Consider the following 23,819-nt stretch of genomic DNA (forward strand, 5'->3'; position numbering starts at 1 on the left):
CCTCCTAGGGCTCAATGGTGACCTTGATCGCTGCGCCCCGGCTGACGAGGTCGATCCCGTCGAGCACCCGGGGCAGCGGCAGCCGGTGGGTGATGAGGTCGGACACCACCACGTCCCCCGAGGCTACGAGCCGCAGCGCCTCGGCGTTGTGGGCGGGGCTGGAGCCGTTCGCGCCGACGATGGTCAGCTCGCGGTAGTGCACGAGGTTGGAGTCGATCGTGACGAGCGGGTCGTCCTTGGGCAGGCCGCCGAAGAAGCTGATCCGCCCCTGCCTGGCCGCCATCCGCACCGCCTGCTCCTGCGCCGCGCCCGAGGCCGCCGCGGTGATCACCACGTCGGCGCCGCGCCCGCCGGTCAGCTTGAGCACCTGTTCGACCGGGTCGGCGTCGATCGCCGCGTCCGGGCGCACCAGCTCGGCCGCCATCGCCAGGCGCTGCGGGTTGACGTCCACCAGGAAGACCCGGGCGGCGCCGCGCGCCCGCGCCAGGCGTACGTGCAGGCAGCCGATCGGCCCCGCGCCCATCACCACCACGTCGTCGCCCGCGCCCACGCGCGCCAGCGACTGGCCGTTCAGCACGCACGCGAGGGGCTCGGCCACCGACGCCTCGGCGAAGCCGACGCCGGGCGGGATCGCGTTGACGCCGTTCACGGCCAGCACCTTGGCGGGGATCACCATGTACTCGGCGAAGCCGCCGTCGTAGTGGTAGCCCATCGACTCCTGGTTGGGGCAGACCGTCAGGCGGCCCCGCCGGCATTCGGCGCACGTGCCGCACGGGATCGCGGCGATCACCTGCACCCGGGCGCCCGTGTCCACGACCTCGCCGGCGATCTCGTGGCCCATCACCCGGGGCGGCCTGATGTGGTGGTGCCCGAACTTGAGGATCTTGGCGTCCGTGCCGCACGTCGAGCAGTTGCGTACCCGGATCTTCAGCTCGCCGGGCCCGGCGACGGGCTCGGGCGCGTCCTCGATCCTGATGTCGCCGGGAGCGTGGAATCTGGCGACCTTCACGCTGTGAGCTCCTTCATCACTTGTGAGACTTCTGTGGCTTCGCGCAGCGTCCTGGCGCGGTCGGGGTCGAGCAGGATCTCGGCCAGCGCCGCGAGCAGCGGCACGTGGCCGTCGTCCTTGGCCGCGATGCCGACGCAGAGCGTGACCTGCTCGCCGTCCCAGTCGACCCCGCTGGGGAAGCGGACCACGCAGATGGCGTCGCGCTTGACGTCCTCCTTGGCGGCGTTCGTCCCGTGCGGGATGGCCACGCCCTCGCCGACGTACGTGGAGATCGTCCGCTCCCGCTCGAGCATCGCCTCGACGTACGGCTCCGCGACCGCCCCCACCTCGACCAGCGCCCGCCCGCACCGGCGGATGGCCGCGGCGCGGTCGGGGGCGCTCTCGTGCAGCAGCACGGCCCGCGGGTCGAGCAGGCCGTCACGCATCGACCGTGCCGCCGTTCTTGATCGTGTTCACCAGCCTGGTCACGGCCGGGTCGCCGAGGAAGATCTGGAACGAGACCAGCACCTTCCCGGGGGCGGCGGCCCTGGCGCGGGCGGCCAGCCCGGCGTGGCACAGGACCACGTCGGCGTCGTCGGGGATGGAGTTCACGGGCGTGTGCTCGACGCTGACGCCGGTCTCCTTGAGCTGCTTGCGCAGCGTGGAGGCGAGCATCACGCTGCTGCCCATGCCCGCGTCGCAGGCCACGATGATCTTGCGAATGTCCCTGCTGTCGATGCCTGCCATGGCTCAGGCCTCCCTGTTGGCGGGTTCAGCGGCGGGTTCGGTGACGGCTTCCTGCGAGCCCTCGGGCTCGTCCTTCTTCTCGCCCCTGCCGAAGCCGAGCAGGATCGCGGCGACGGCGAACGACGCGCCCGTGGCCACGAGGATCCCCAGGCTGGAGCCGAGCCAGCCGCCCTTCGGGGTGACCGCGACGTAGGCGAAGATGCTGCCGGGCGACGGCGTGGCCACCAGACCGGCTCCGGTGACCATGAACGTGAACACCCCGGCCGCGCCGCCCGCGATGACGGCCAGGATGAGGCGGGGCTTCATGAGCACGTACGGGAAGTAGATCTCGTGGATCCCGCCGAAGAAGTGGATGATCATGGCGGCGGGCGTGCTCGGGCGCAGCTCGCGCGGGCCGAACAGCAGGTAGGCCAGCAGCAGCCCGAGGCCGGGACCCGGATTCGACTCCAGCATGAACAGGATCGACTTGCCCGTCTCAGCCGCCTGGGCGACGCCGAGCGGGCCGAGCACGCCGTGGTTGATGGCGTTGTTCAGGAACAGCACCTTGGCGGGCTCGATCAGCACGGAGGCCACGGGGAGCAGGTTGTGGCCGATCAGCCAGCTCACGGCATGGCCGGCGGCCGTGGTGACCGCCTGGACGACCGGGCCGATGCCGAGCATCCCGACCACGGCCATCGCGCCGCCCACGATGCCGGCGGAGAAGTTGTCCACGAGCATCTCGAACCCGGCCTTGGTCCGCTGCTCCGTGAACTTGTCCACATATTTCAGGATCAGGGCGGTGAGCGGGCCGATGATCATCGCGCCGAGGAACATCGGCGCGTCCGTGCCCACCACGACGCCCATCACCGCCACCGCGCCCACGACCGCGCCGCGCTGCCCGTGCACCATCCGGCCGCCGGTGTAGGCGATGAGGACCGGCAGCAGGGTCGAGATGATCGGGCTGACCATCTTCGCGAGCGTCTCGTTGGGCAGCCAGCCGGTCGGAATGAAGAGCGCGGTGATCAGGCCCCAGGCGATGAACGCGCCGATGTTCGGCATGATCATGCCGGCCAGGTGGCCGCCGATGCGCTGGATGGTGGCCTTGACACCGGTTCCGGTGACCGGGGGAGTGTAACTGTCGGCCATGGGACTTGCTCCTTCGGGGGGATGAGCAGTTGATCAGCCGTGGTGCGGGGTGAGAGGGCGGGACGGGTCCGGCGGGTGGACGGTGACGGCGGCGGGGTCGATGCCGGCGGCGGCGATGTCGGCGGGGCCCGGCATGCGGCTGCCGGGCATCCGGACCGCCGCGGCGCCCCAGGCCAGCGCCCGCGCCAGTGCGTCCGGGCCGTGCCCGCCGCCGGCGAGGAATCCGGCCAGCATGGCGTCGCCGGCGCCGACGGAGCTGCGCGGCTCGGTGACGGGCGCCTCGCCGTACCAGATGCCCTGGTCCTCGACGAGTACGGCGCCGTCGGCGCCCAGGCTGGCCAGCACGGCACGCGCGCCCGCGGCCCGCAGCTTGCCCGCGGCTTTCACCACGTCGCCGAGACGGCGGATGGGCATGCCGGTGGCGCCGGAGAGCTCCTCGAGGTTCGGCTTGACCAGCGCGGGCGCGGCGCCGAGCGCGCAGGCGAGCGCCGGGCCGCTGGTGTCGACCGCCACGTGGATGCCCGCCCCCGCGAACCTGCGGCACAGCCGGGCGTAGACGTCGGCGGGGACCTCGGGCGGCAGGCTGCCCGAGGCGACCACCCAGTCGGCCTCGTGGGCGGCATCGAGCACGGCGTCGGCGATCGTGTCGAGCTCCCCGGCCGACAGCGCCGTGCCCGGTTCGTTGATCTTGGTGACCGTGCCGTCGGGCTCGGCCAGCGTGACGTTCGACCTGGTCGGGCCGGCCACCGGGACGGTGACCATGTCGAGCCCCTCCGCCGCGAGGAGGCGTACGAGCTGCCTGCCCTCGTCCCCGCCGAACGGCACCACCGCCCGGCTCGCCACGGCGTTGGCCAGCAGCGCGCGTGAGACGTTCACGCCCTTGCCGCCCGGGTCCAGGCGGGCTGCGGCGGCGCGGATGACCGCGCCCCGGTCGAGCGCGGCGATCTCGATGGTGCGGTCGAGGCTCGGGTTGAGCGTCAGGGTGAGGATCATGCCCTGATCACCTCGGGGCCCGCCGCCGCGAGATCGGCGGCCAGGGCGGCGTCGAGCCCGGTGTCGGAGATCACCACATCGATCTCGCCCAGGTCGGCGAACCTGGCCAGGTATGTGTTCGTGAACTTCGTGTGGTCGGCCAGCAGCACGCTGCGCTGCGCGGCCCGCACCATGGCCTGCTTGATCGCCGCCTCCGCCGGGTCGGGCGTGGTCAGGCCCCTGGTGAGCGAGCAGCCGTTGGTCGCCATGAAGGCCACGTCCACGTTGAGGCCGGCGAGCGGGCGCAGCGCCCAGTCGTCGACCGTGGCCAGGGTCTTGCCGCGGACCCGGCCGCCCAGCATGATCACGTGCAGGTTGGCGCGGGCGGCCAGCGCGGTGGCCAGCGGCGGCGAGTTCACCACCACGGTGAGCTCGCGGTCGGCGGGCAGCACCTTGACGAGGCGGCCCGTGGTGGTGCCCGCGTCGATGATCACGGAACCGTCCTCGGGCAGCTCGGCCAGCGCGGCCTTCGCGATGCGCTCCTTCTCGGCGGTCATCACCTCGTCGCGGGCGGCCAGCGCGGGCTCGAACCCCAGGCGCTCCACGGGGATCGCGCCCCCGTGCACCCGGCGCAGCACGCCCGCCCGCTCCAGCGAGGTGAGGTCGCGGCGGATCGTCTCGGTGGTCACGTCGAGCTCGGCGGCCAGCGTCACCACGTCGACGCGGCCCGCGGACCGCGCCCTGCGCAGGATCTCCTGCTGCCGCTCCTCGGCGTACATGATGTTGATTCACCGCCGTTTCGGGTTGGTTTCTTCTGCTTTTATACCCGTTTCCGTTGGAGCGTCAAGGGCTGGTAGGTATAGCGAGTGCGAATGAAGCCCCTGGCCGCCGCCGCGGCGGCCGTCCCCTTCGTCGTCGGGCTGGCCTCGCCCGCCCACGCCGCCCCGACGGTGCCCGCGGGCACCACGGCGTCGTGGCTGGTGTTCGACCGGCAGGCGGGCAAGTTCACGGCCACGCGCAACGCGCATCGGAAGTTCCGCTCGGCCTCGGTCGTCAAGATCCTCATCGCGATCGACTACCTGGAGCGGCGCAAGAGCGTGCCCGCCGCCGACGCCGGGCTCCTGAAGGTCATGCTGCGCTCCAGCGACGACGGCGCGGCCTCGACGTTCTGGGACCGCGCCGGCAAGGGGCAGATCATCGTGCGCATGGCGCGCAAGCTCGGCCTGTCCGACACCGCGCCGCCGCCCGCCTCGAAGCCCGGGTTCTGGGGTTACACCTCGCTGAGCGCGTACGACATCGTGCGGACCTACCGCTACCTGCTCGACACGGCCGACGCCAAGGTCAGGGACACGATCCTGGGTCACCTGCGGCGCGCCACGCCGTGCGGGACCGACGGCTTCGACCAGACGTTCGGCATCCCCGACGCGGTGCCGCGGCCATGGGCGGTCAAGCAGGGCTGGTCGGGCTTCGGCACGACCCCGCCCACGCGCTGCTCCGACGCCAGGGCCGTCGGGGCGCCCATCTCGTGGATCTCCCAGCGCGCCGCCGGCACGGGCGTGCCCGACTACGGCCGCCCGGTGCTGCACACGACGGGGCTGGTGGGCAAGAACGAGCGGTACATCGTGGCGGTGCTGACGGCGCACCCGGCGGGCGGCACGTGGGGCGCCTCGGTCAAGCGCATCACCAAGCTGACGGGCGAGCTGTACCGGGGCCTGTCCTAGACGCCCTCACGCCGTACAGGGAGACCTATGGACGACAGCGCATCGTTGGCCCAGCTTGTCCATCGTCTGGAAGCGGTGGTGGGCGAACTACGAGGAATCCCCGTCGACGTCGAGCGGGTGGATGACGATGCGCTCGTCCGGGAGCAGATCGCGCAGGTCGTCCCCGCGGCCGGCGAGCTGCGCGCCATGCAGCCTTTGGGCTCGACGGAGAAGGGCTCCCAGGAGCAGAAGAGCAGACGCAGGGTGCTCGATGCCCTGGAGCGTGGCATGACGATGCGCACGATCGTGCACGCGAGCGTGCTGGACGACCCGCGCAAGGCGGCCCGGACCAGGCAGTTGCATGCCTCGGGTGACTTGCACCGGGTCGTCGACGAGCCGATTCAACAGGTGCTCATCTTCGATCGTGCTGTGGCGTTCCTGCGGATGACCCCCTTCACCTACGCGCCGGGCACTCTGGTGATCAGGCAGCAGAGTCTCCTCACCACTCTCATCGACCTGTTCGAGCGGACCTGGGCGACGGCCAGGGAGGTCGGCGAGCCGACGCACAGGCTGAGCGGCCGCGAACGCGAGGTGCTCGCCCTGATCGCCGAGGGGCGCTCCAACAGCGCCGTCGCACGCGCCCTGTCGATCACGGAGGCGGCCGTCGGCAAGCACGTGGCCAGCTTGTTCGCCAAGCTCGAGCTGCCTGAAACCGCTGACGACAACCGGCGGGTGCTGGCGGTGCTCGCCTACCTGCGCGGCACGGTGAGGTAGTGCCAAGCCCACCACGATCTCGCCCTAGCCCCCATGCAGGCGAAATCCCGGGCGAAGTTCAATGACGTCATGCAACGAATGACTGGATTACTGATTGGCGCGATCTTCGGCGCGACTTTCGTCGTCGTCAACGCGCAGGCCCCGCTGAACGCCGTGGCAGTGAACCTTCTGCGGGCAGCCGCCTGCCTGGCGGCCGCGAGCGTCATCGGCATGTGGTTCGCCACCGCCAGGAGGGAGCGGTCCGCCGCGGGACCGCAGCGGAACATGTTCAGCCGCGGCTACCTGATCGTCGTCGCCGCCGAGGCGATCCTGCTCTTCGGCGGGCTTCGGGTGCTGGCCGCTTGGGGAAGTCCCGAGCAGGCCAACGTGGCGTGGGTGGCATTGGTGGTGGGCGTGCATTTCATCGCATTGGCGCCGGTCTGGAAGGACTGGGGGATCGCCGTGCCTGGGGTGGCTCTCACCCTGCTCGGCGCCGGCGGTCTGGTTCTGGCCTTGACGGCCGCCGTCGCTTGGGTACCGTTCGTCAGCGGCGTGCTGTCCGGGGTGGTGCTGCTGATCGGCGCTGTCTCCTTCGGCTGGCGTGCTGTGACGACTCGGACGGCCTAGCGCTCCACTGGACTAAGAAGGCGTCCGGCCGGACTGAAGGGCCTCCTGCTCCAGGCGCACCTTCTTCGGCACGCACATCCGCCAGGCCTCCAGCACCAGCTCCCGCATCTCGGCCACGTCGAGGGCGGCCACGCGCCCCACGACCCAGTTGAAGCGCATGTCGGACTCCCCCGGCATGAGGAACTTGTCCGGCTCGGCCGCAACCAGCGCCGCGCGCTCCTCCTTGGGGAACCCGAAGCCCATCAGCGTCTCGTCCCGCGAGAACGCCACGTAGACGATCTTGCCTACCCGGAACTTCACCCGGTCCCGGATGAGGTGCTCCGAGGAGCGCGGGAGCGTGCGCGCGAACTGCCGTACATCGTCGACTGTGACCACGCGGCAAACGTTACTGGTTGCCCTCCGCGGCCGAAATGTCAGCGAGCGCAGAGTTGGGGTCGCGCTCGAGGGCCAGGTCGCCGAGGCTGACGATGCCGACCGCGCGGCCGTCCTCGACCACCGGAAGGCGCCGCACGGCGTGCGAACGCATGAGCCCGACCGCCTGGTCGATGGTGGTGTCCGGATCGATGGCCTCGACGTACGGGCTGCACGCCTCGCGTACCGGCGTCTGGGGCGGCTTGCCCGCGGCGACCACCCGCACGGTGATGTCGCGGTCGGTGATGATGCCCTGCATGCGCCCGTTGTCGTTGACGATCACGGCGCCCGCGTCGTTGTCGCGCATCAGCTCCGCCGCGGCGGACACCGGCTGGTCGGCCTCAACCGTCGCGGGGTGGGACGTCATCACATCGGCCACGGTCTTCGCCATGGGAGCCTCCTGCTCGATCGGTCGGGCCGACCCCCTACCCGAGCAGGCACGCGATTCACGTCGTGTCTCTGCGTTCGGCTAGAGGGTCTTGGCCGCCAGGCGGATCTCGTCGAGCAGGACGACCAGATCGTGCTCGGTGGTGTCCGGGTGCAGGAAGCACGCCCGCAGCGCGTCGCGGCCGCCCAGCCGGGTGCCGGTGATGAACGCGTTGCCGCGCGCCTGCACCGCGCCCGGGATCGCCCGGTTGACGGCATCCGAGCCGGGGGTGTACCGGAAGGCGGTGATCGAGGTGGTGACCGGGACGAGCAGCTCGAAGTCGTCCGCCTCCTCGATCATGGCGGCGAGCGTGCGGGCCAGCCCCGCCGTGTGGTTCACCAGCCGGGTGACGCCGGAGCGGCCCAGGTGCGACAGCGTGGCCCAGGTCTTCAGTGCGCGGAACGGGCGGGTCTGCTCGGGTCCGTACTCGGAGAACCACCCCAGATCGTCCGCGTTGTCGTCGATCAGGTACGACGGCACCAGGCTGAACGCGGCCCGCGCCGCCCCAGGGTCGCGCAGCAGCGCGCAGCCGCAGCCCACCGGGACGCCCAGCCACTTGTGCGGGTCCAGGGCCAGCGAGTCGGCCCGGTCCAGGCCCGCGTAGTGCGGCGCCGCGCCGTCGGCCAGCACGCCGAGCGCGCCGTACGCGCCGTCCACGTGGAACCAGAGCCCGTGCTCGGCCGCCACGCCGGCGATCTCGTCGAGCGGGTCAACCGCGCCGGAGTTGACGGTGCCCGCGCTGCCCGCCACGCAGAACGGCCGCAGGCCGCTCCGGAGGTCCTCTTCGATCATGGTGCGGAGGGCGCCCACGTCCATCCGGTACGCGCCGTCCACCGGGACCGTGCGGACCTGCCGCGTTCCGAGGCCGAGGAGCTGGGCGGCCTTGTGCAGGCAGCTGTGGCCCTCCTCGGTGACGTACATGACCATGGGCGGCCGCCCGGACAGGCCCTCCTCGCGGGCGTCCCAGCCGTCGGCCAGCGCCGCCCGTTGGCGCGCGGTGGCCAGGCAGATCACGGTGGCCATGGACGCGCCGCTGGTCAGCAGCCCGCCGCCGGGCGGGTGCGGGAAGCCGACCAGCCCGGCCAGCCAGCGCACCACCGTGCGCTCCAGGTGCGGGCCCGCGTGGTCGCCCCCGGCGCAGCTCGGGTTCAGGGCGGCGGCCAGCGGCTCGACGAGCACGCCCGCGGGGTTGGGCGGGGAGTTCACCCAGCCGAAGAAGCGGGGGTGGCCGTTGCCCATCGGGTACGGCAGCACATGCCTGCGGGCGTCCTCGAGCAGCTCGCCGAGCGCCCGCCCGTGCTCGGGCAGGTCCTGGCCGCTCAGCCAGGCGCGTGCGGCGTCCGGCACGGGCTGCCACACGGGCCGGTCGCCGAGTCCCGCCAGGTGCTCGGCCGTGATCTCTGCGGCTCTGCGCAGCTCGTGGGCCGTGGTGGCGGACGGGTGGAGGTCAGCCATCGTGCGATTCCTTCCAGGGTTCGTGCTGCCCGGCGCCGCCCAGCTCCATCGCGAGGTAGTAGACGCAGTCGGTGACGCCGTCGTTGGCGAAGGCGTGGCGGCAGTCGCCCGGGTAGTAGACCGAGTCGCCGGTCCCCAGCTCATGCGGCCTGCCGTTGATCGTGAGCCGCAGGCTGCCCTGCTCGACCGCGAGATACTCCCGCGACCCCGGCGCGTGCGGCGCGAACTCGCCCGCGTCCACGCCGGGCCCGATGGTCGTCCGCATGAACTCGAACTCCACGTCCGCCAGCACCGGTGACAGCACCCGCCGCTCCCAGCCCGACGGGTCTCGCAGCACGCGCTGCTCGGCGTGGCGCAGCACCCGCATCGCCGCGTGCGCCGGCTCGTCGAGCAGCCGGGCGATCGACGTGCCGAGCGCCGTGGCCAGCCGGTCGAGCACCAGCACGGTCGGCGTCTTGGCGCCCCGCTCGACCTCCGAGACCATGCTCCGGCTGATGCCGCTCAGCGCGGCCAGCCGCTCGACGGTCAGCCCGCGGGCCCGCCGCTCCGTGCGGATCCGCAGCCCCAGCTCGGCCATCGACAGGCCGCTGGACAGGACCCCTTCGCCTTCCATTCCTCCACTATAGCGGTGTTTTGTCCGCGATAGCGGAATGGGCCTCCTTGTACGCGGCCAGCACCTGCTTGCGGCGCTTGGCCGGAAGGCGGTCGATGTACAGGTGGCCGTCGAGGTGGTCGGTCTCGTGCTGGAGGCAGCGGGCCAGCAGCCCCGTGCCTGTGACGGAGACGGGCTCCCCGTCGGCGTCGAAGCCGTGCACGGTGGCGTGGTCGGCTCGGGGGAGCGGCGCGTACTGGCCGGGCACCGACAGGCAGCCCTCGTCGCCCGGGTCGAGGCGGCGCTCGCCCACCTCCGGAAGCTCCAGCGTGGGGTTGACGACCACGCCCTTGTGGTGCTGTCCGTCCGCGTCCGGGCAGTCGTAGATGAACACGCGCAGCGGCACGCCGATCTGGTTGGCGGCCAGGCCCACGCCGTCCGCCGCGTACATGCTCGCGAACATGTCGTCCACCAGCGCCTTCAACTCGCCGTCGAACCGGGTGACCGGCTCGCACGGGTTATGTAGCACCGGGTCGCCCACGTGCACGATCGGCCGGACCTCTCCCACGACCAACGCCTCTCTGGAGATTGCGAACGTTTCGCAACAAGTTTACGGTCCCATCGCGTCTCATTATCCAAGACATTTCTTCTTGGATAATGAGACAAGCGCTAAGGTGTTCCGCATCGGAGCGGAACGAAGGAGTTTGGCGATGGATGCCGTCTACACGCATGGCCACCATGAGTCGGTGTTGCGCTCGCACCGCTGGCGCACGGCGGAGAACTCGGCCGCGTACCTGCTGCCCCACCTCAAGCCGCACATGAAGGTGCTGGACGTGGGCAGCGGGCCGGGCACGATCACCGCCGACCTGGCGGGGCTGGTCGGGCACCTGACGGCATCGGAGGTGACCGAGGAGGCGCTCGGCCTGGCCAGGGCCGAGCTGAGCGCCAGGGGAGTGGACAATGTGGACTTCGCCGTCGCGGACGTGCACGCGCTGGACTTCCCCGATGACACATTCTGCGTGGTGCACGCGCACCAGGTGCTGCAGCACGTGGGCGACCCGGTGCTGGCGCTGCGGGAGATGCGCAGGGTGACCAAGCCGACGGGGTACGTGGCGGTGCGCGACAGCGACTACTCCGCGTTCACGTGGTATCCGCTGCTGCCGGAGCTGGACGAATGGCTGGCGCTCTACCAGAAGGTCGCGCGGGGGAACGGCGGCGAGCCGGACGCGGGGCGGCGGCTGCTGTCGTGGGCCAGGGCGGCGGGCTTCACCGACGTGACGGCCACCTCCTCGACCTGGTGCTTCGCCACGCCCGACGACCGGGCCTGGTGGGGCGGGATGTGGGCGGAGCGGATCCTGCGCTCGGCCATGGCCGAGCAGGCCCTGGCGAGCGGGGCGGCCACGGAGGCGGACCTGCGGCGGATCTCGGAGGGCTGGCTGAAGTGGGCGCAGGCCGAGGACGGTTGGATATCCATCCTGCACGGCGAGATCCTCTGCCGCGCCTGACGAGCCTTCACCGCGAGCTGGTCACCAGCCGCCCGCCCGACCCCCCGACAGCGCGGGCGCGCCGCCGCGGCGGGCGGGTCACAGGCCGAGTGTGCGGGCCCGCTGCCACTGCGGGTCGCGGTAGAGGACCATGTCGGCGCCGATCATCTCGTCGGGCGCTGACAGCATGGTGATCTCGCCCGCGGCCTGCAGCTCCAGCAGCAGGTCGCGGACCCGCGGCCCGACCGGCAGCCGCCCCGCGGGCAGCCCCAGCCCGGACCGCACCGCGTCGGCGATCTCCGACAGGTGGAACGGCCCCTCGAACCCGGCCACGATCCCGCGCACGATGGCCATGGTGATGAGCTGCTCGGCCTCGGCGTACGCGAGCTGCCAGGTGATCTGCTCCTTGCGGCGCCCGGTGGCCGCGCAGGCCGTGCAGCCGCGCGTCAGCCCGGGCGCCACCTCCTCCTGGGCGGATCCGAGGCAGACCGAGCACAGCCCGTTCTCGGCGGCGTGCAGCTCGGCCGTCATCCGCCCGGCCAGCACGACGCCGCACTCGCAGGCGAACGCGTCACCCAGGATGCCGGCCTGCGGGAAGATCGAATGCGTCGTCACCGACCCGACTCTACAGAACCTCTAGGCGCGTACGTCCGCCAGCCCGTGCAGCCGGCGCAGGGCCTTGCGGGCCGCGGCGGCGACGCGTTCGTCGGGATGGTGGTCGATGAACACCCGCAGCACCTGCCCCGTCCAGGGATGGTCGCCGAACGCCAGGATCGCGATCGTGCCCGCCTGCTCCTCCGCGTCCATCCCCATGGCGATCGACTCGATCACCTCTCCCGTCTCGCCCCCGAACTCCAGCAGCGCCGCCGCCATGTCCACCAGCACCCACGCGATCTCGCCCGGCGCGGGCTGGCGGTCCTCGCGTCCCGTCCTGGCGGCGATCACCGCCCCGAGCTTGGGCTCTTCCAGCAGCCCCGACAGCGCCAGGCGGCCTGGCTCCCCGAAGTCCGAGGACAGCAGCTCCACGCCGACCGCCCGGCTCAGCGGGCTCACCGTGCCGAGCACCGAGGCGATCTCGGCCGCCGCCGCCTCCGTGTCCCGGTTCTTGAGCCAGCCCGCCAGCTCCTCGCCGCGTTCCGCCTCCGGGTAGGAGCGCAGGCCGTGCAGCAGTGCCGCTGCGCCGGCGTCCGCGAGCGACCCCATGACGGGGACGTCCTGCCCGGTGGTCTCCCCGATGACCAGCCGTGCCGCCCACAAACCGAGCCAGCTCAACGTGTACGGCTCCGCCTGCCGTACCAGGCCGAGAGCGGTCAGCTCCGCGGGCGCCTGGCCCGGGTGCGGCTCGCGCGACAGGAACATCCTGATGAGCTCCAGCAGCAGCCCCTCGTCGGTGGCCAGCCGTTCGCGGCAGTGGTCCGCCCAGGAGGCCAGCACCTCCGCGTCCGAGCCTTCCGGCTTCAGCTCCTCGGCCAGGGGCGCGGCGCGTACGGCCGCCGCGAGCGTGGCCTCCTCGGGCAGCCGGACCGGAGGTTGCAGGGGCAGCGTGTCGTTGTAGGACCTCACGAGCCCATCCTGTCGCGATATTTCCGTTAGAGTGCCACCGGACGCCGAAAAGTCGGGAGAAAGGAGGCGCTGAGATGTTCGGCATGGCTTCGGGCGCCTACTGCGCCATCCGCTTCTGCTTCTCGGAGGAATCGTGCTTTTCCGCACTGCGGTCGAGGAAGATCTAGACCGCCTGCTCGGCTGTGTCGTCGACGAGTCCATCAGCTGGGCGCATCCTGACCGGCTGCTCTCGTTCCTGGAGAGCGGCAACTACCGCTTCGACCGCATCTGGCTCGCCGTCGCCGACGACGGCGAGATCCTGGCCCGCGCCGTCTGGTGGGGCTTCCCCGACGGCGACAAGCCGCTCGCGCTCGACTGCGTCTACGTCCATCCCTCGGTGGACGACCGCGTGGGACTGGCCGCCGAGCTGCTGCGCCACGCCCACGACGCGTACGGGCAGGCGCCCGAGTACCACGTGTTCGTCGGCAACGGCTGGCGCGACGATCCGAAGGCGGCGGCGGCCGTCGCCTGGCGCTGGGAGGCCGCGGGCCGCGCCGGGCTGACCGAGGAGCTGGAGCGGCTCCGCTACGAATGGGCGGACGGGCCCGTTCCGGAGCCGTCGGACCGGCTCGTGTTCCGCGGCGAGGAGGACGACGAGGTGTTCGTGGCGGCGTTCCTGCGGGTGGCGGCCGGGACGCTCGACTTCCACACGCGGCAGGCCCTGGACACCATGGACCCCGTGGCGCAGGCCCGCCAGGACGTGCACGACTACAAGTCCATGCCGGGGGACCGGTCGTGGTGGCGGCTGGCGTACGACAAGAGCGGGGACCTCGTCGGGGTCGCCCTGCCGTCGGCCAACAGCGGCGGCCCGGTGGTCGGCTACCTCGGCGTGGTGCCCGAGCACCGCGGCCACGGGTACGTCGACGACCTGCTCGCCGAGATCACCCGCTGCCACGCCGAGCGCGGCGTCCAGCGGATCGCGGCGGACACCGACGCCGGCAACGTGCCGATGGCCAGGGCGTTCGAACGGGCCGGTTACCGCAACTTCGCCATCAGGCTCGTCCTGTCGGCGAATCCCGTGAACACGTGATGCGCGCGGGCCGTCGCACGCGCCAAGATCGATCTCATGACGTGGGACATTGAGAAACTCGACTTAGACGCGTACCTGGCCAGGATCGGGTGCGGCGGCCCGTTCGAGCCGACATACGAGACGCTGCGCCAGGTCCACCTGGCGCACGTCCGTTCCATCCCCTTCGAGAACTTCGACGCGCTCCTCGGCCGGGGCGTCGCCCTCGACCTGGGCAGCCTGCAGGACAAACTGGTCACGGGCGGGCGCGGCGGCTACTGCCACGAGCACAACCTGCTGTTCGCCGCCGCGCTCGAACGCCTCGGCTTCACCCTGACCCGGCACCTGGCCAGGATCCGGCTGGGCCGCTACCACCTGCCGCGCTCGCACGCCACGCTCACGGTCGAGGCGGACGGCCGCACGTGGCTGGCCGACGTGGGCTTCGGCGGGGAGGGGCTGGTGGAGCCGATCGTGTTCGCGGACGGGGCGACCGCGCGGTCGGGCTCGTGGGAGTGGCGGCTCGGCAGGGACGGGGACTTCTGGGTGCTGCACGCCGGTTCGTCCGAGCTGTACGCGTTCCGCCCGGACGAGCCGCACTATCCGAGCGACTTCGAGGTGGCCAACTTCTACGTGGCCAACAGCCCGCACTCGCCGTTCACCCGGCACGTGCTCGCCCAGCGGACCACGGCGGACGCCCGCATCCGCATCGAGGACCTGCCGGTGTCCACCGCCGGGGAGTTGCTGTCGGCCCTGCGGGACCGCCTCGGCATCCAGGTCACCCAGGCGGACGCGGAGGCCCTGCTGCCCAGGCTCTCGGGCTGAGATCCGTCACCCGCCGGGCTCGTGGGCCAGGACCTGGCGGGTGAGCTCCACCCGGCTGTTCACGCCGAGCTTGGCGAAGGCGTGGCGGAGGTGGCTGTCGATGGTGTGCGGCGACAGGAACAGGGCGGCCGCGGCCTCCCTGTTCGTCATGCCCTGGGCGATCAGCCGTACGACGCGCAGCTCCGACGGGCTCAGCGCCTCCCAGCCCCGGTCGGGCCCCCGCCCGTCCCGCAGCCGCCCGGTCCCCCTGACGGCGCCGCACGCCCGGTACACCTCGAGCGCCTCCTCCCGCCGACCGGCCTCCTCCAGCGCCGCCGCCAGCCCGAGCGGCCGGGGAGCGCTCCGGTAGAGCTCGATCGCCTCGTCCAGCCTGCCCTCGGCGTGCGCGAGCCCGGCCGCCAGCGACCCCACGCCGGGGTTACGCCGGGCGAGGTCCCGCACGCACGCGACCACCCGCGGATCGTCCCGCCACCGCGCCGCCGTCCACGGCTCCTGCACGATCAGGTACGCCAGCGCCGTGTATGAGGAGTCCCCGCCGGACCGGGTCAGGGGTCGCGTGCGGGCTCCCGTCGTGGCGTCGTCCAAGAGCTCGCGCCGCCACCGCAGCTCCTCGGCCACCAGCCCCGGCCCGTCCCCGGCCAGCTCGAGCCCCCGGTCGAGGTATCCCCGTGCCGCGTCCGGCTCGTCCCGGAGCAGCGCCACGTGGCCGAGCACGCCGAGCAGGGCCGGAGCCAGCGCCATCGCCGAGAGCTGCTCGGCCACCCGCAAACCCGCCTCGGCCTCCGCCGCCGTGTCGTCCAGCCGCCCCCAGGCCAGCAGCAGCTCCGCCCTGAACCGGTGCAGCAACGGCAACGCCCACGCGGTCCCCTGCCGTCCGGCCTCCCGCTCGACCACCGCGTAAACGCCCTCCGCCTCCTCGAACCGATCCAGCGCCGCCATCGCCGCCCCCAGCCACAACCGCGGATGCCGGTGCGCCGCCTCACCGCCCGCCGCGTCGGCCAACTCCACGGACCGCTCGGCATGCCGCAACGCGCCGCCCAGGTCCCCGCGGAACAGCGCCACGGTGGAGCGCGCCTGCAGCCCGACCACCTGCGCGAACACCTCGCCCGCCGCGACCGCCCCCACCGCCGCGGCGTCGGCCGCGTCGATCTCGCCCGTCATCATCAGGGCATGGGCTCGTACGGCCAGCAGCCGCGCCCGCTCCCGCACCGGCACGCCCGGCCGGTCGAGCACGCGTCCGGTGCACCGGAGAACGCCCTGGTCGTCCCCGGCGTGCTTGAGCGCCTCGGCCAGCCCGAGCACGATCGCGGCCTCCTCACCCGCCGAACGCGGGCCTGCCTGATGGCGGCCGCCACGCGCGTCGGCGATCTCCCGCGCCTCGGCCAGCCGCCCCGCCGACGCCAGCAACCGCACCACCCCGGCCACCAGCCCGCCATCCCGCCCATCGCCCACGACACCTCCCGGACCGCCCGCTCCGGTGCTCTGCACGGTGGCGGGTGTGGTGGCGCTGCTCGCCCCGGTGTCGTGACCGTCGGCGGTGGTGGCGAAGGCCGTCCCTGCGTCGTGGGAGCCCGCCAGCTCCAGGGCGCGCAGCATCAGGTCGGCGGCGGCCGAAGGGGCGGTGGCCGTCATCTCCTGCGCGGCGGCGCGCAACTCCCGGATCGCCGCCTCATCGCCCACGCGCGCCCCGTGCCGCAGATGCTCGGCCAGCTCCGCGGGCGGCCGTCCCTCCGCCCTCAGCACGGCCGCCGCCTCCCGGTGCAGCGCCGTCCTGACCGCCGCTCCGAGCCCGCCGTACACCGCCTCCCTGATGAGGTCGTGCCGGAACGCCAGCCGATCACCCTCCCCGACGAGCGCCCCCGCCCGCACGGCCTCCGAGACCTGCCCGAGCACCGCCCCGGGCGCCAGCCCGAGCACCCCCGCCGCCTCGTGCACCGAGAACGGGCGCCGCAGCACCGAGGCCACCGCCAGCAGCCGCCGAGCCGCGGAGGACAGCTCACGCAGCCGCCGCTCCACGGCCGCCACGAACCCCACCGGCAGCTCGGCCCCGCTGACCTCCGCCACGCCGTCCGCCACGACGACCCGACCCTCACCCCGCAGCCCTGTCAGCACCTCCTCCAGCAGGAACGGGTTCCCGCCGCCGGCCCGCGCCAGCTCCAGCACGGACGGACCGGGCGACGCCCCGAGCAACCGCCCGCTCAGCTCGGCCGCCTCCCCGGGCGTGAGCGGTGGCAGGGACAGGCGCGACGCGCCCTCCGCGATGAGCCGGTCCACCGCCTCCTGCTCGGGCAGCGGCCGCCGGCCCAGCAGCCACACCACGGGCGACCCGGCCAGCCCCGACACGAGCTGCCGCAGCGCCAGGCAGGTCAGCTCGTCCGCCCACTGCACGTCGTCAAGGACGATAGCCAGAGCCCGGGAACGGGTGAAACGCTCGATCGCCTCGCCGATCCGCTCGATCATCCGGAACCCGTCACCCACCGGCCGCCCGCCACCGCCGCCGAGCACGACTCCAAACCCGGCGGCCGTCGAGCCGCCGTCGCGCCCAGGAGAGGGCCGCGATGGCGCGGGCGTCCCCGGGTATTCGAGCGGCACAGTCAGCGGGCGGAGCAGCGTGGACAGGGGTGCGACCCGGTCGAGCTCCGTGGCGCGCCCCCGCGCCACGGCGGTCCCGCGCGCCCGAGCCCGCCCCGCCGCCTCCTCCAGCAGCCGGCTCTTGCCGATCCCGGCGGGCCCCTCCACGACCACGCATCCCGAACCAGCCAGCAGGACCTCATCGAGGGCTCCCAGCGCGTCCGTCCTGCCCACCAATGTCACGCCACCGATTCTGCCAACCTCACGCACGCGACGGAGCACCTCGCAACGGGCGCCCTCACCAGGAAACGCCCCGTGACCGGGCCCGCACCACCAGATCGTGCAGCGCGTCCGCGGCGGTCGCGCGCTCGGGCAGCGCCGAGCCGCCCTGGGCCCGCTCCAGTTCTCCTGTCATCCGCTCCACGTCCGCCTCCAGCCCGGGCGCGGAAGGCGCCGGACCGTGCTCGGCCTCCCGCTTGGCGGCGACCAACTCGGGCAGGTACGCGGGCCCGTACTCGTACAGGCGCGTCAGATCGGCCTCCAGCTCGCCGGTGCGCATGAGGTGGGTCCCGGTGGCCAGCACGCGGAAGGTGTAGAGCAGCGGCTTGAGCTCCCCGCTCTTCGCGAACAGCCGCCACTGCGTACGCGCGAACCCCAGGTAGTGGTGGGCGTGATGCCGCGTCAGGCAGCCGGGGGCGAGTGCCACCAGCTCCTCGTGCGCCGGCGACGACGTCACGACCAGCGGCGACAGCAGCTGCTCGAGCACGTAGCCGTTGCGGCTCAGCAGCAACCGGCAGAACTTGGCCAGGTCGTGCGTGACCAGGTCCACCTCCACGCCGTCGCGCGTCCACATCCGCTCCAGCGTCTCAGGCCCGTGCCGCAGCCCCGCCACCTCCTCGACCGGCAGCACGTGCACACCCCGCAGGTCCACGTCCGAGTCCACCGAGGGGAACCCGTACAGGTGCGCGCCGCTCACCGTCGCGAACGCCAGCGGGTACGGCTGCTCGCCGGGGATCTCCGCCAGCCATTCAGGCAGGTTCACAGATGCTCCTTCCGCACGCCGATCAGGAATTCCTCAACCCGCTCCCGGTCCGGCCGCTCGGGCAGCACCCCCGGGGTCGCGGCCACCTCGGCGGACAGCTCGGCCCGCCAGGCGTCCACCTCCGCCCACGGCACCTCGCCGCGCCGGATCGCCAGGAGCCGTTCCCGGTGTGGTCCGACCTGGACCAGGGGCTCCCCGTGCCGGACCAGGTGCAGGCCGCTGAGCAGCAGGCGCACCATGTGCATGGCTTGCTTCCACTTGGGCGCGGCCGGGTCGAGGCGGCGGAACTGCGACTCGGCGTACCCGGCGAACGTCTGCCGCGCCCGCTCCGACAGGAACGCCCTGCGCAGGTCGCGCAGCCGCTGCCCGGCAGGCGTGATCACCTCTACCAGGGGGGACCACAGGCACTCCAGCACTGTGGGGTTCGCCTCGAGGGCGAGGACGCAGAAACGCTCGACCTCCCACGAGAACTGCTCGGGCAGCGGTCCGTCCCGGTGCGTCGCCGGTTTCTCCAGCCGCCAGAACGCGGCCGTCGGCGCCACGAAGACGCCCCGCCGGTCGGTGTCGGAGGCGTCCGTCTCGAGCCCGTACGCCCGCGACCCCATGACGACGGTAAGGATCATGTCATCGGTCACCCGGATATCTTGCGTGATGGGGGCGGGGGCTGGTCTGATCGAAAAGTGGGCGGTTATGACGAGGCTTACCGGCGGAGCATCGAAGACCCCGGCGCGTTCTGGGCGGAAGCGGCACGTGGCATCGACTGGGACACAGTTCCCGCCACCGTCACCGCGGGCGGCCGATGGTTCCCCGACGGGTGGCTCAACACCTGTCACAACGCGGTGGACCGGCACGTCGAGGCCGGTCGCGGCGACCAGGCGGCGCTGATCTACGACAGTCCCGTCACCGGCGCCACGGCGACCCTCAGCTACGCCGAGCTGCGCGAGCAGGTGGCCCGGACCGCGGGGATGCTCAGGGATCTCGGCGTGGAAAAGGGCGACACCGTGGTGATCTACATGCCCATGGTGCCGGAGGCCGTGGTCGCGATGCTGGCCTGCGCCCGGATCGGGGCGGTGCACTCGGTGGTGTTCGGCGGGTTCGCGGCCAGGGAGCTGGCCGTGCGGATCGACCATGCCCGGCCCAAGGTGGTGCTCTCGGCGTCCTGCGGGATCGAGCCGAACAGAGTGGTGGAGTACAAGCCGCTGCTGGACGCCGCGCTTGAGCAGGCCGTGCACCGGCCCGACCGCTGCGTGATCCTCCAGCGGCCCCAGTGCCCGGCCAAGCTCCAGGAGGGGCGCGATCTCGACTGGGCGCAGGCGGCAGGCGGGGCCGAGCCCGCCGCGTGCGTGAGCGTGGCCGCCACCGACCCGCTCTACATCCTCTACACCTCTGGCACCACCGGCGTGCCCAAGGGCGTCGTGCGCGACAACGGCGGCCACGCCGTCGCGCTGCACTGGAGCATGTCCCACGTGTACGGCGCCGCCCCCGGCGAGGTCTACTGGGCCGCCTCCGACGTGGGCTGGGTGGTCGGCCACTCCTACATCGTGTACGCGCCGCTGCTGGCCGGCTGCACGACCGTGCTGTACGAGGGCAAACCGGTCGGCACCCCCGACCCGGGCGCGTTCTGGCGGGTGGTGGCCACGCACGGGGTCCGGACGCTGTTCACCGCGCCGACCGCGATCCGGGCCATCAAAAAAGAGGACCCATCCGGACTTTTTGCGAAAAAGCATGATTTGTCCGGCCTCCGCTACCTCTTCCTGGCCGGCGAGCGCCTCGACCCCGACACCTACCACTGGGCCTCCGACCTGCTCGGCATCCCCGTCATCGACCACTGGTGGCAGACCGAGACCGGCTGGCCCATCGCCGCCAACTGCGTCGGCATCGAACCACTGCCGCTCAAACCCGGCTCGCCCACCAAGCCCGTCCCCGGCTGGGACGTACGCATCCTCGACCCCGACGGCAACGAGTGCCCGCCCGGCGTGGACGGCGCCGTCACCGTCAAGCTGCCGCTGCCGCCCGGCGCCCTGCCCACGCTCTACCGCGACGAGGCCCGCTTCACCCGCTCCTACCTGGAGCGCTACCCGGGCCACTACCTCACGGGCGACGGCGGCCACGTGGACGCCGACGGCTACCTCTACGTCATGGGCCGCATCGACGACGTGATCAACGTCGCCGGCCACCGCCTGTCGACCGGCTCGATGGAGGAGGTCATCGCCGAACACCCCGACGTGGCCGAGTGCGCCGTGATCGGCGTGGCCGACGAGCTGAAGGGCCAGCTCCCCGTGGGGTTCGTGGTGCTCAAGGCAGGGGCGGAACGCGACCCGGCAGAGCTGGAGCGCGAGCTGACCGCCCTTGTGCGCGAGCGCATCGGTCCCGTCGCCGCCTTCCGCCGCGCCGTCGTGGTGGCCCGCCTGCCGAAGACGCGATCGGGCAAGATCCTGCGCGCCACGATGCGGGACATCGCCGACGGCAACCCGTACGACACGCCGTCCACCATCGAGGACCCGGCCGCGCTGCCGGAGATCGAGGAGGCCGTGAAGCGAACATGACGGGCCGGTAACTTCCGCCGAAAAACCCGTCCGTACGGCGCATGATGGGACATCCCAGTCCCCGGGAGAAGGCACATGATCGAGTCCCCGAGCTACGCCGACGCCCTGAGGATCCTCGGCTGCAAGGACGCCAGGCTCGTCAAGGTGATCGGGTTCGCCTCGGCGGCGGCGCGCACCGGCTGGGCGCTGGCCGGCGCGGGGCAGCTGGTCACCGGCCTGGCCGACATGCGCAACAGCGTCGTCCTGTACGGCAAGGACGTCGTACGCCGCATGCCCGAGCTGAAGAGCGGCGTCGACCGGTTCACCCGCACGCAGCGGCTGGCCGCCGCGCACGCAGTGATCGTCGTCTCCGCGTACTTCGAGGCGCTCGGCGAGGCGAAGCTGCCGTTCACGCTCGACAAGCTGGACCGCGGCGACAAGATCTCCCATGGGGTGCCGACGCCCGAGCGGTTCGCCAGGCTGGTGGCGAGCCTGCTGCTGGAGCGGCTGCCCACGCCCGAGCCGCACGTGCCGTACGCCGAGACCCGGCTGGCCGTGGAACGTGCCTACCTGCGCATGTCCGAGGCCATGGCCGGATACGTGGGCGGCCTGGCCGTCTGGGACGAGCTGCCGGTCGACGACCAGCTCCTGCTGCCCCGCATGCTCGCCGAGGGCCCGCCCGCGCACGCGCTGCGCATCTACGACGAGGACTACCGGTCGCTGGCGCTCGACAGCCACGAGTTCGGGGTGCGCAGCCTCGTCACGGAGCAGCCGCCGCCCGCCACGGCGCTGTCGCGGGTGGCCTGGCTGCTGGCCGAGCTGGCCCCGCCGCGGGTCGGCGACCGCCCCATGATCCACCTGGCCAGGATGGCCGCCAACCTGCTCGACCGGCCGCTGCTGCCGGCCGGCAAGCTCCCCGAGGACGTCTCGCTCCCGCTGCTCGGCGAGGGCTACCTCAGCCCCCGCTTCCGGGTCGCCGAGCTGACCCGCGAGGCCGCGCCCGCGCTGCTGAGCTGGTGGGACGACCGGCGGCTGCTCACCGACACCGAGGCGTTCCTGGTCGGCCACCTGACCTCGCTGCGCGCCACCCAGGCGCCGCTGCTCGTGCTGGGCGAGCCGGGCTCGGGCAAGACCAAGCTGACCGAGGTGCTCGCCGCGCGGCTGGCCAGGTCGGAGTTCCTGCCCATCAGGGTGGAGCTGGGCAGCCCAGACACCAACTGGGCCGCGCGGGCGGGCGTCACCGAGCAGATCGAGCAGGCCCTCGCGACCGTGCTGGGGGAGGAGGTGGCGTACGCCGACCTGGTGGCGGCCGCGGACGGGGCCATGCCGGTGATCCTCCTCGACGGCTTCGACGAGCTGGTGCAGGGCGGCGTCAACCGCTACGACTACCTCGAACAGGTGCAGGAGTTCCAGGACAGGGAGGCGGAGCAGGGCCGCCCGGTGGCCGTGATCGTGACCAGCCGCACCGTGGTCGCCGACCGGATCAGGCTCCCAGAGGGGCTGCTGGGGCTGCAGCTCCAGCCGTTCGACGACGACCAGGTGCGGCAGTGGCTGAAGATCTGGGACCAGGCCAACCGCGCCCGGCTCGCCCGCCGCGACCTGAAGCCCCTGCCCGCCGAAGCGGCGCTGGTCCACGGCGAGATGGCCAGGCAGCCGCTGCTCCTGCTGCTGCTCGCCCTCTACGACGCGGGCGGCAACGCGCTGCAGCACGACCACGGCCCGCTCGGCCGCGCCCGCCTGTACGAGGTGCTGCTGCGGGACTACACCGAACGCGAGACCGGCGGCGTCCGGCGGGTGGCCATCGACCAGGAGCTGGTCCTGCTCGGCGCGGTCGCGCTTTCCATGCTCGCCCGCGGCCGCCAGGTCATCACCGATGAGGCGCTCGAGCGGGACCTGCCCGCCCTGTGCCAGGGCGGCGAGGACGAGCCGGACGAGGAGGGCCGGATCGACTGGGCGCGCAAGGCCACCGAGCGGTTCTTCTTCGTACGCAGGAACGGCCCCAGGAACGGTTACGCCTTCCTGCACGCCACGTTCGCGGAGTTCCTGGTGGCCTGGCTGGCCATGTACGCGCTGCGCGACCTCGACAGGAGGCGCCGCCTGGCCGGGGACGAGCCGCTCGCGCTGGTCCAGGCCGTGGACGACGACCTGCTGTACGCGGTCACGTCCCACTCATGCCTGGCCGAGCGTGGGGCGACCGTCGGGTTCACCATGGAGCTGCTGGACGAGGTTCCCTCCGCCGTCCGTGCACGCTGCGTGGAGCTGCTGGCCGGGCTGCTGCGCCGGTCGCTGCACGAGCGGCCGCGCCGCCACTTCACCGGGTTCAGGCCGGTACGCCACACGCTGACCCGCCGCCTGGCCGCCTACTCCGCCAACCTGACCCTGCTGATCGTCTGCGCGTCGGAGGAGCCGGTCCGCGTCTCGTCGATCCTGTCCGGCCCCGACCACCTGGAGCAGTGGTCCTCGCTCAGCCACCTGTGGAAGGGGCAGCTCGGGCAGGAAGGCTGGACCGGGCTGGTCACCGCCCTGTCGGCACAGCGCGTGGTCGAGGACGGCAAGGAGGACGTCGTGCTCGGGGCGGCGGAGAGCGGCGGCATGGGCGACGTCGTCGTCGCGGTCGCCACCGGCCACACGCCCCGCCACCGGCGGCTGCTCGACCTGCTGGTGCGCTCCCTGGGGGAGGGCCGCTTCCTGCCGTACCGGGACCGCCTGGCGATCCTGGACGAGCTGGTGCGGACGGTGGCCGTGCGCTCGCCCGCCATGCACCGGGCGCTCGGGGCGATGTGGGCGGAGGACGGAGCCGACCACGCGGAACTGCGGCCGCTCCTGCGGGCCATGCTCGCCGACCCGGCCGACCGGATCGGCACGTGGGAGCAGCTCGTCAAAGCGGGCATCCCGGAGACGGCGCTCTGGGAGATCCAGGGCCTGGACTGACCGGGCCGGCGCTCTGTGAGATCCGGGGCCCGGACTGAC

24 protein-coding genes are annotated in these 23,819 nt (G+C 72.5%); 8 read left to right on the plus strand and 16 right to left on the minus strand.

Going from position 1 to position 23,819, the window contains the following annotated elements; translation table 11 throughout:
* Positions 1-4: 4 nt before the first annotated feature.
* From ACIBVN_RS38235 to ACIBVN_RS38260, 6 genes are read right to left on the minus strand one after another with little or no spacing between them, the layout of a single operon-like run.
* Positions 5-1,009 carry a zinc-dependent dehydrogenase gene (locus ACIBVN_RS38235; protein ID WP_397145050.1) on the minus strand — a complete coding sequence of 335 codons (1,005 nt, stop codon included), beginning with the start codon at positions 1,007-1,009 and terminating at the stop codon, positions 5-7.
* On the minus strand, positions 1,006-1,434 hold the full coding sequence (locus ACIBVN_RS38240; RefSeq protein WP_397145052.1) for a PTS sugar transporter subunit IIA: 429 nt from the start codon (positions 1,432-1,434) through the stop codon (positions 1,006-1,008). Before ACIBVN_RS38240 ends, ACIBVN_RS38235 begins: the two co-directional genes overlap by 4 nt.
* Positions 1,427-1,735, minus strand: coding sequence for a PTS lactose transporter subunit IIB (locus ACIBVN_RS38245; RefSeq protein WP_397145054.1), 309 nt, complete (start codon positions 1,733-1,735; stop codon positions 1,427-1,429). The genes ACIBVN_RS38240 and ACIBVN_RS38245 overlap by 8 nt, the downstream gene beginning before the upstream one ends.
* A gap of 3 nt (positions 1,736-1,738) precedes the next feature.
* Entirely contained in the window at positions 1,739-2,860 is a 1,122-nt protein-coding gene (gene mtlA / locus ACIBVN_RS38250) for a mannitol-specific PTS transporter subunit IIC (RefSeq protein ID WP_397145056.1), read from the minus strand.
* A gap of 33 nt (positions 2,861-2,893) precedes the next feature.
* Positions 2,894-3,853, minus strand: a complete 960-nt coding sequence (pfkB, locus tag ACIBVN_RS38255; RefSeq protein WP_397145058.1) for a 1-phosphofructokinase — start codon at positions 3,851-3,853, stop codon at positions 2,894-2,896.
* Entirely contained in the window at positions 3,850-4,611 is a 762-nt protein-coding gene (locus ACIBVN_RS38260; RefSeq protein WP_397145060.1) for a DeoR/GlpR family DNA-binding transcription regulator, read from the minus strand. Before ACIBVN_RS38260 ends, pfkB begins: the two co-directional genes overlap by 4 nt.
* Positions 4,612-4,704: 93 nt before the next feature.
* Here ACIBVN_RS38260 and ACIBVN_RS38265 point away from each other — a divergent pair, with 93 nt between their 5' ends.
* From ACIBVN_RS38265 to ACIBVN_RS38275, 3 genes are read left to right on the plus strand one after another with little or no spacing between them, the layout of a single operon-like run.
* Entirely contained in the window at positions 4,705-5,553 is an 849-nt protein-coding gene (locus ACIBVN_RS38265) for a hypothetical protein (protein WP_397145239.1), read from the plus strand.
* A 27-nt stretch (positions 5,554-5,580) separates the two neighbouring features.
* Positions 5,581-6,306, plus strand: a complete 726-nt coding sequence (locus tag ACIBVN_RS38270; RefSeq protein WP_397145062.1) for a LuxR C-terminal-related transcriptional regulator — start codon at positions 5,581-5,583, stop codon at positions 6,304-6,306.
* A 33-nt stretch (positions 6,307-6,339) separates the two neighbouring features.
* On the plus strand, positions 6,340-6,912 hold the full coding sequence (locus ACIBVN_RS38275) for a hypothetical protein (protein ID WP_397145064.1): 573 nt from the start codon (positions 6,340-6,342) through the stop codon (positions 6,910-6,912).
* A gap of 12 nt (positions 6,913-6,924) precedes the next feature.
* Here ACIBVN_RS38275 and ACIBVN_RS38280 read toward each other — a convergent pair whose 3' ends face one another.
* From ACIBVN_RS38280 to def, 5 genes are all read right to left on the minus strand, one after another.
* Positions 6,925-7,287, minus strand: coding sequence for an MmcQ/YjbR family DNA-binding protein (locus tag ACIBVN_RS38280; RefSeq protein ID WP_397145066.1), 363 nt, complete (start codon positions 7,285-7,287; stop codon positions 6,925-6,927).
* A 10-nt stretch (positions 7,288-7,297) separates the two neighbouring features.
* Entirely contained in the window at positions 7,298-7,714 is a 417-nt protein-coding gene (locus tag ACIBVN_RS38285) for a CBS domain-containing protein (RefSeq protein ID WP_397145068.1), read from the minus strand.
* A gap of 78 nt (positions 7,715-7,792) precedes the next feature.
* Positions 7,793-9,205, minus strand: coding sequence for a pyridoxal phosphate-dependent decarboxylase family protein (locus ACIBVN_RS38290; RefSeq protein WP_397145070.1), 1,413 nt, complete (start codon positions 9,203-9,205; stop codon positions 7,793-7,795).
* Positions 9,198-9,818, minus strand: a complete 621-nt coding sequence (locus ACIBVN_RS38295; RefSeq protein WP_397145072.1) for a helix-turn-helix domain-containing protein — start codon at positions 9,816-9,818, stop codon at positions 9,198-9,200. Before ACIBVN_RS38295 ends, ACIBVN_RS38290 begins: the two co-directional genes overlap by 8 nt.
* Before the next feature lie 7 nt (positions 9,819-9,825).
* Entirely contained in the window at positions 9,826-10,365 is a 540-nt protein-coding gene (def, locus tag ACIBVN_RS38300) for a peptide deformylase (protein WP_397145074.1), read from the minus strand.
* A 142-nt stretch (positions 10,366-10,507) separates the two neighbouring features.
* Between def and ACIBVN_RS38305 the strand changes: the two genes are divergently transcribed.
* Positions 10,508-11,302, plus strand: a complete 795-nt coding sequence (locus ACIBVN_RS38305; protein WP_397145076.1) for a class I SAM-dependent methyltransferase — start codon at positions 10,508-10,510, stop codon at positions 11,300-11,302.
* 78 nt (positions 11,303-11,380) lie between these two features.
* Here the strand turns inward: ACIBVN_RS38305 and ACIBVN_RS38310 are convergent, their stop codons facing one another.
* Together ACIBVN_RS38310 and ACIBVN_RS38315 are read right to left on the minus strand one after the other, a co-directional pair.
* The gene (locus ACIBVN_RS38310; RefSeq protein WP_397145078.1) at positions 11,381-11,896 is read right to left on the minus strand and encodes a hypothetical protein; all 516 of its coding nucleotides are present in this window, start codon (positions 11,894-11,896) and stop codon (positions 11,381-11,383) included.
* 21 nt (positions 11,897-11,917) lie between these two features.
* The gene (locus ACIBVN_RS38315) at positions 11,918-12,844 is read right to left on the minus strand and encodes a hypothetical protein (protein ID WP_397145080.1); all 927 of its coding nucleotides are present in this window, start codon (positions 12,842-12,844) and stop codon (positions 11,918-11,920) included.
* A gap of 133 nt (positions 12,845-12,977) precedes the next feature.
* Between ACIBVN_RS38315 and ACIBVN_RS38320 the strand changes: the two genes are divergently transcribed.
* A complete protein-coding gene (locus ACIBVN_RS38320) occupies positions 12,978-13,913 on the plus strand; it encodes a GNAT family N-acetyltransferase (RefSeq protein WP_397145082.1) in 936 nt (311 codons plus the stop codon).
* Between the two features lie 36 nt (positions 13,914-13,949).
* The gene (locus ACIBVN_RS38325) at positions 13,950-14,711 is read left to right on the plus strand and encodes an arylamine N-acetyltransferase (RefSeq protein ID WP_397145084.1); all 762 of its coding nucleotides are present in this window, start codon (positions 13,950-13,952) and stop codon (positions 14,709-14,711) included.
* 6 nt (positions 14,712-14,717) lie between these two features.
* Here the strand turns inward: ACIBVN_RS38325 and ACIBVN_RS38330 are convergent, their stop codons facing one another.
* From ACIBVN_RS38330 to ACIBVN_RS38340, 3 genes are read right to left on the minus strand one after another with little or no spacing between them, the layout of a single operon-like run.
* Positions 14,718-17,525 carry an AAA family ATPase gene (locus tag ACIBVN_RS38330; protein WP_397145085.1) on the minus strand — a complete coding sequence of 936 codons (2,808 nt, stop codon included), beginning with the start codon at positions 17,523-17,525 and terminating at the stop codon, positions 14,718-14,720.
* Positions 17,526-17,580: 55 nt separating this feature from the next.
* Positions 17,581-18,324: a DNA polymerase beta superfamily protein gene (locus tag ACIBVN_RS38335; protein WP_397145087.1), complete on the minus strand. Its 744-nt coding sequence runs from the start codon at positions 18,322-18,324 to the stop codon at positions 17,581-17,583.
* A complete protein-coding gene (locus tag ACIBVN_RS38340; RefSeq protein WP_397145089.1) occupies positions 18,321-18,959 on the minus strand; it encodes a DNA polymerase beta superfamily protein in 639 nt (212 codons plus the stop codon). The genes ACIBVN_RS38335 and ACIBVN_RS38340 overlap by 4 nt, the downstream gene beginning before the upstream one ends.
* A gap of 45 nt (positions 18,960-19,004) precedes the next feature.
* On the opposite strand from ACIBVN_RS38340, the gene ACIBVN_RS38345 reads away from it, so the two are divergent.
* Both ACIBVN_RS38345 and ACIBVN_RS38350 read left to right on the plus strand, forming a co-directional pair.
* Positions 19,005-20,870, plus strand: coding sequence for a propionyl-CoA synthetase (locus ACIBVN_RS38345; RefSeq protein WP_397145091.1), 1,866 nt, complete (start codon positions 19,005-19,007; stop codon positions 20,868-20,870).
* A 75-nt stretch (positions 20,871-20,945) separates the two neighbouring features.
* Entirely contained in the window at positions 20,946-23,780 is a 2,835-nt protein-coding gene (locus tag ACIBVN_RS38350; protein WP_397145093.1) for an NACHT domain-containing protein, read from the plus strand.
* Positions 23,781-23,819 lie beyond the last annotated feature (39 nt).

The sequence above is a fragment of the Nonomuraea sp. NPDC049400 genome (assembly GCF_044466425.1).
In the GTDB taxonomy this organism is placed as follows: Bacteria; Actinomycetota; Actinomycetes; order Streptosporangiales; family Streptosporangiaceae; genus Nonomuraea.

Excerpts from the sequence above, each read along its gene's own strand:
- ACIBVN_RS38240 (WP_397145052.1), bottom strand. The coding sequence starts at position 1,434 with ATGCGTGACGGCCTGCTCGACCCGCGGGCCGTGCTGCTGCACGAGAGC.
- ACIBVN_RS38245 (WP_397145054.1), bottom strand. The coding sequence starts at position 1,735 with ATGGCAGGCATCGACAGCAGGGACATTCGCAAGATCATCGTGGCCTGC.
- mtlA (WP_397145056.1), bottom strand. The coding sequence starts at position 2,860 with ATGGCCGACAGTTACACTCCCCCGGTCACCGGAACCGGTGTCAAGGCC.
- pfkB (WP_397145058.1), bottom strand. The coding sequence starts at position 3,853 with ATGATCCTCACCCTGACGCTCAACCCGAGCCTCGACCGCACCATCGAG.
- ACIBVN_RS38260 (WP_397145060.1), bottom strand. The coding sequence starts at position 4,611 with ATGTACGCCGAGGAGCGGCAGCAGGAGATCCTGCGCAGGGCGCGGTCC.
- ACIBVN_RS38265 (WP_397145239.1), top strand. The coding sequence starts at position 4,705 with ATGAAGCCCCTGGCCGCCGCCGCGGCGGCCGTCCCCTTCGTCGTCGGG.
- ACIBVN_RS38270 (WP_397145062.1), top strand. The coding sequence starts at position 5,581 with ATGGACGACAGCGCATCGTTGGCCCAGCTTGTCCATCGTCTGGAAGCG.
- ACIBVN_RS38275 (WP_397145064.1), top strand. The coding sequence starts at position 6,340 with ATGCAGGCGAAATCCCGGGCGAAGTTCAATGACGTCATGCAACGAATG.
- ACIBVN_RS38285 (WP_397145068.1), bottom strand. The coding sequence starts at position 7,714 with ATGGCGAAGACCGTGGCCGATGTGATGACGTCCCACCCCGCGACGGTT.
- ACIBVN_RS38290 (WP_397145070.1), bottom strand. The coding sequence starts at position 9,205 with ATGGCTGACCTCCACCCGTCCGCCACCACGGCCCACGAGCTGCGCAGA.
- ACIBVN_RS38295 (WP_397145072.1), bottom strand. The coding sequence starts at position 9,818 with ATGGAAGGCGAAGGGGTCCTGTCCAGCGGCCTGTCGATGGCCGAGCTG.
- ACIBVN_RS38305 (WP_397145076.1), top strand. The coding sequence starts at position 10,508 with ATGGATGCCGTCTACACGCATGGCCACCATGAGTCGGTGTTGCGCTCG.
- ACIBVN_RS38325 (WP_397145084.1), top strand. The coding sequence starts at position 13,950 with ATGACGTGGGACATTGAGAAACTCGACTTAGACGCGTACCTGGCCAGG.
- ACIBVN_RS38350 (WP_397145093.1), top strand. The coding sequence starts at position 20,946 with ATGATCGAGTCCCCGAGCTACGCCGACGCCCTGAGGATCCTCGGCTGC.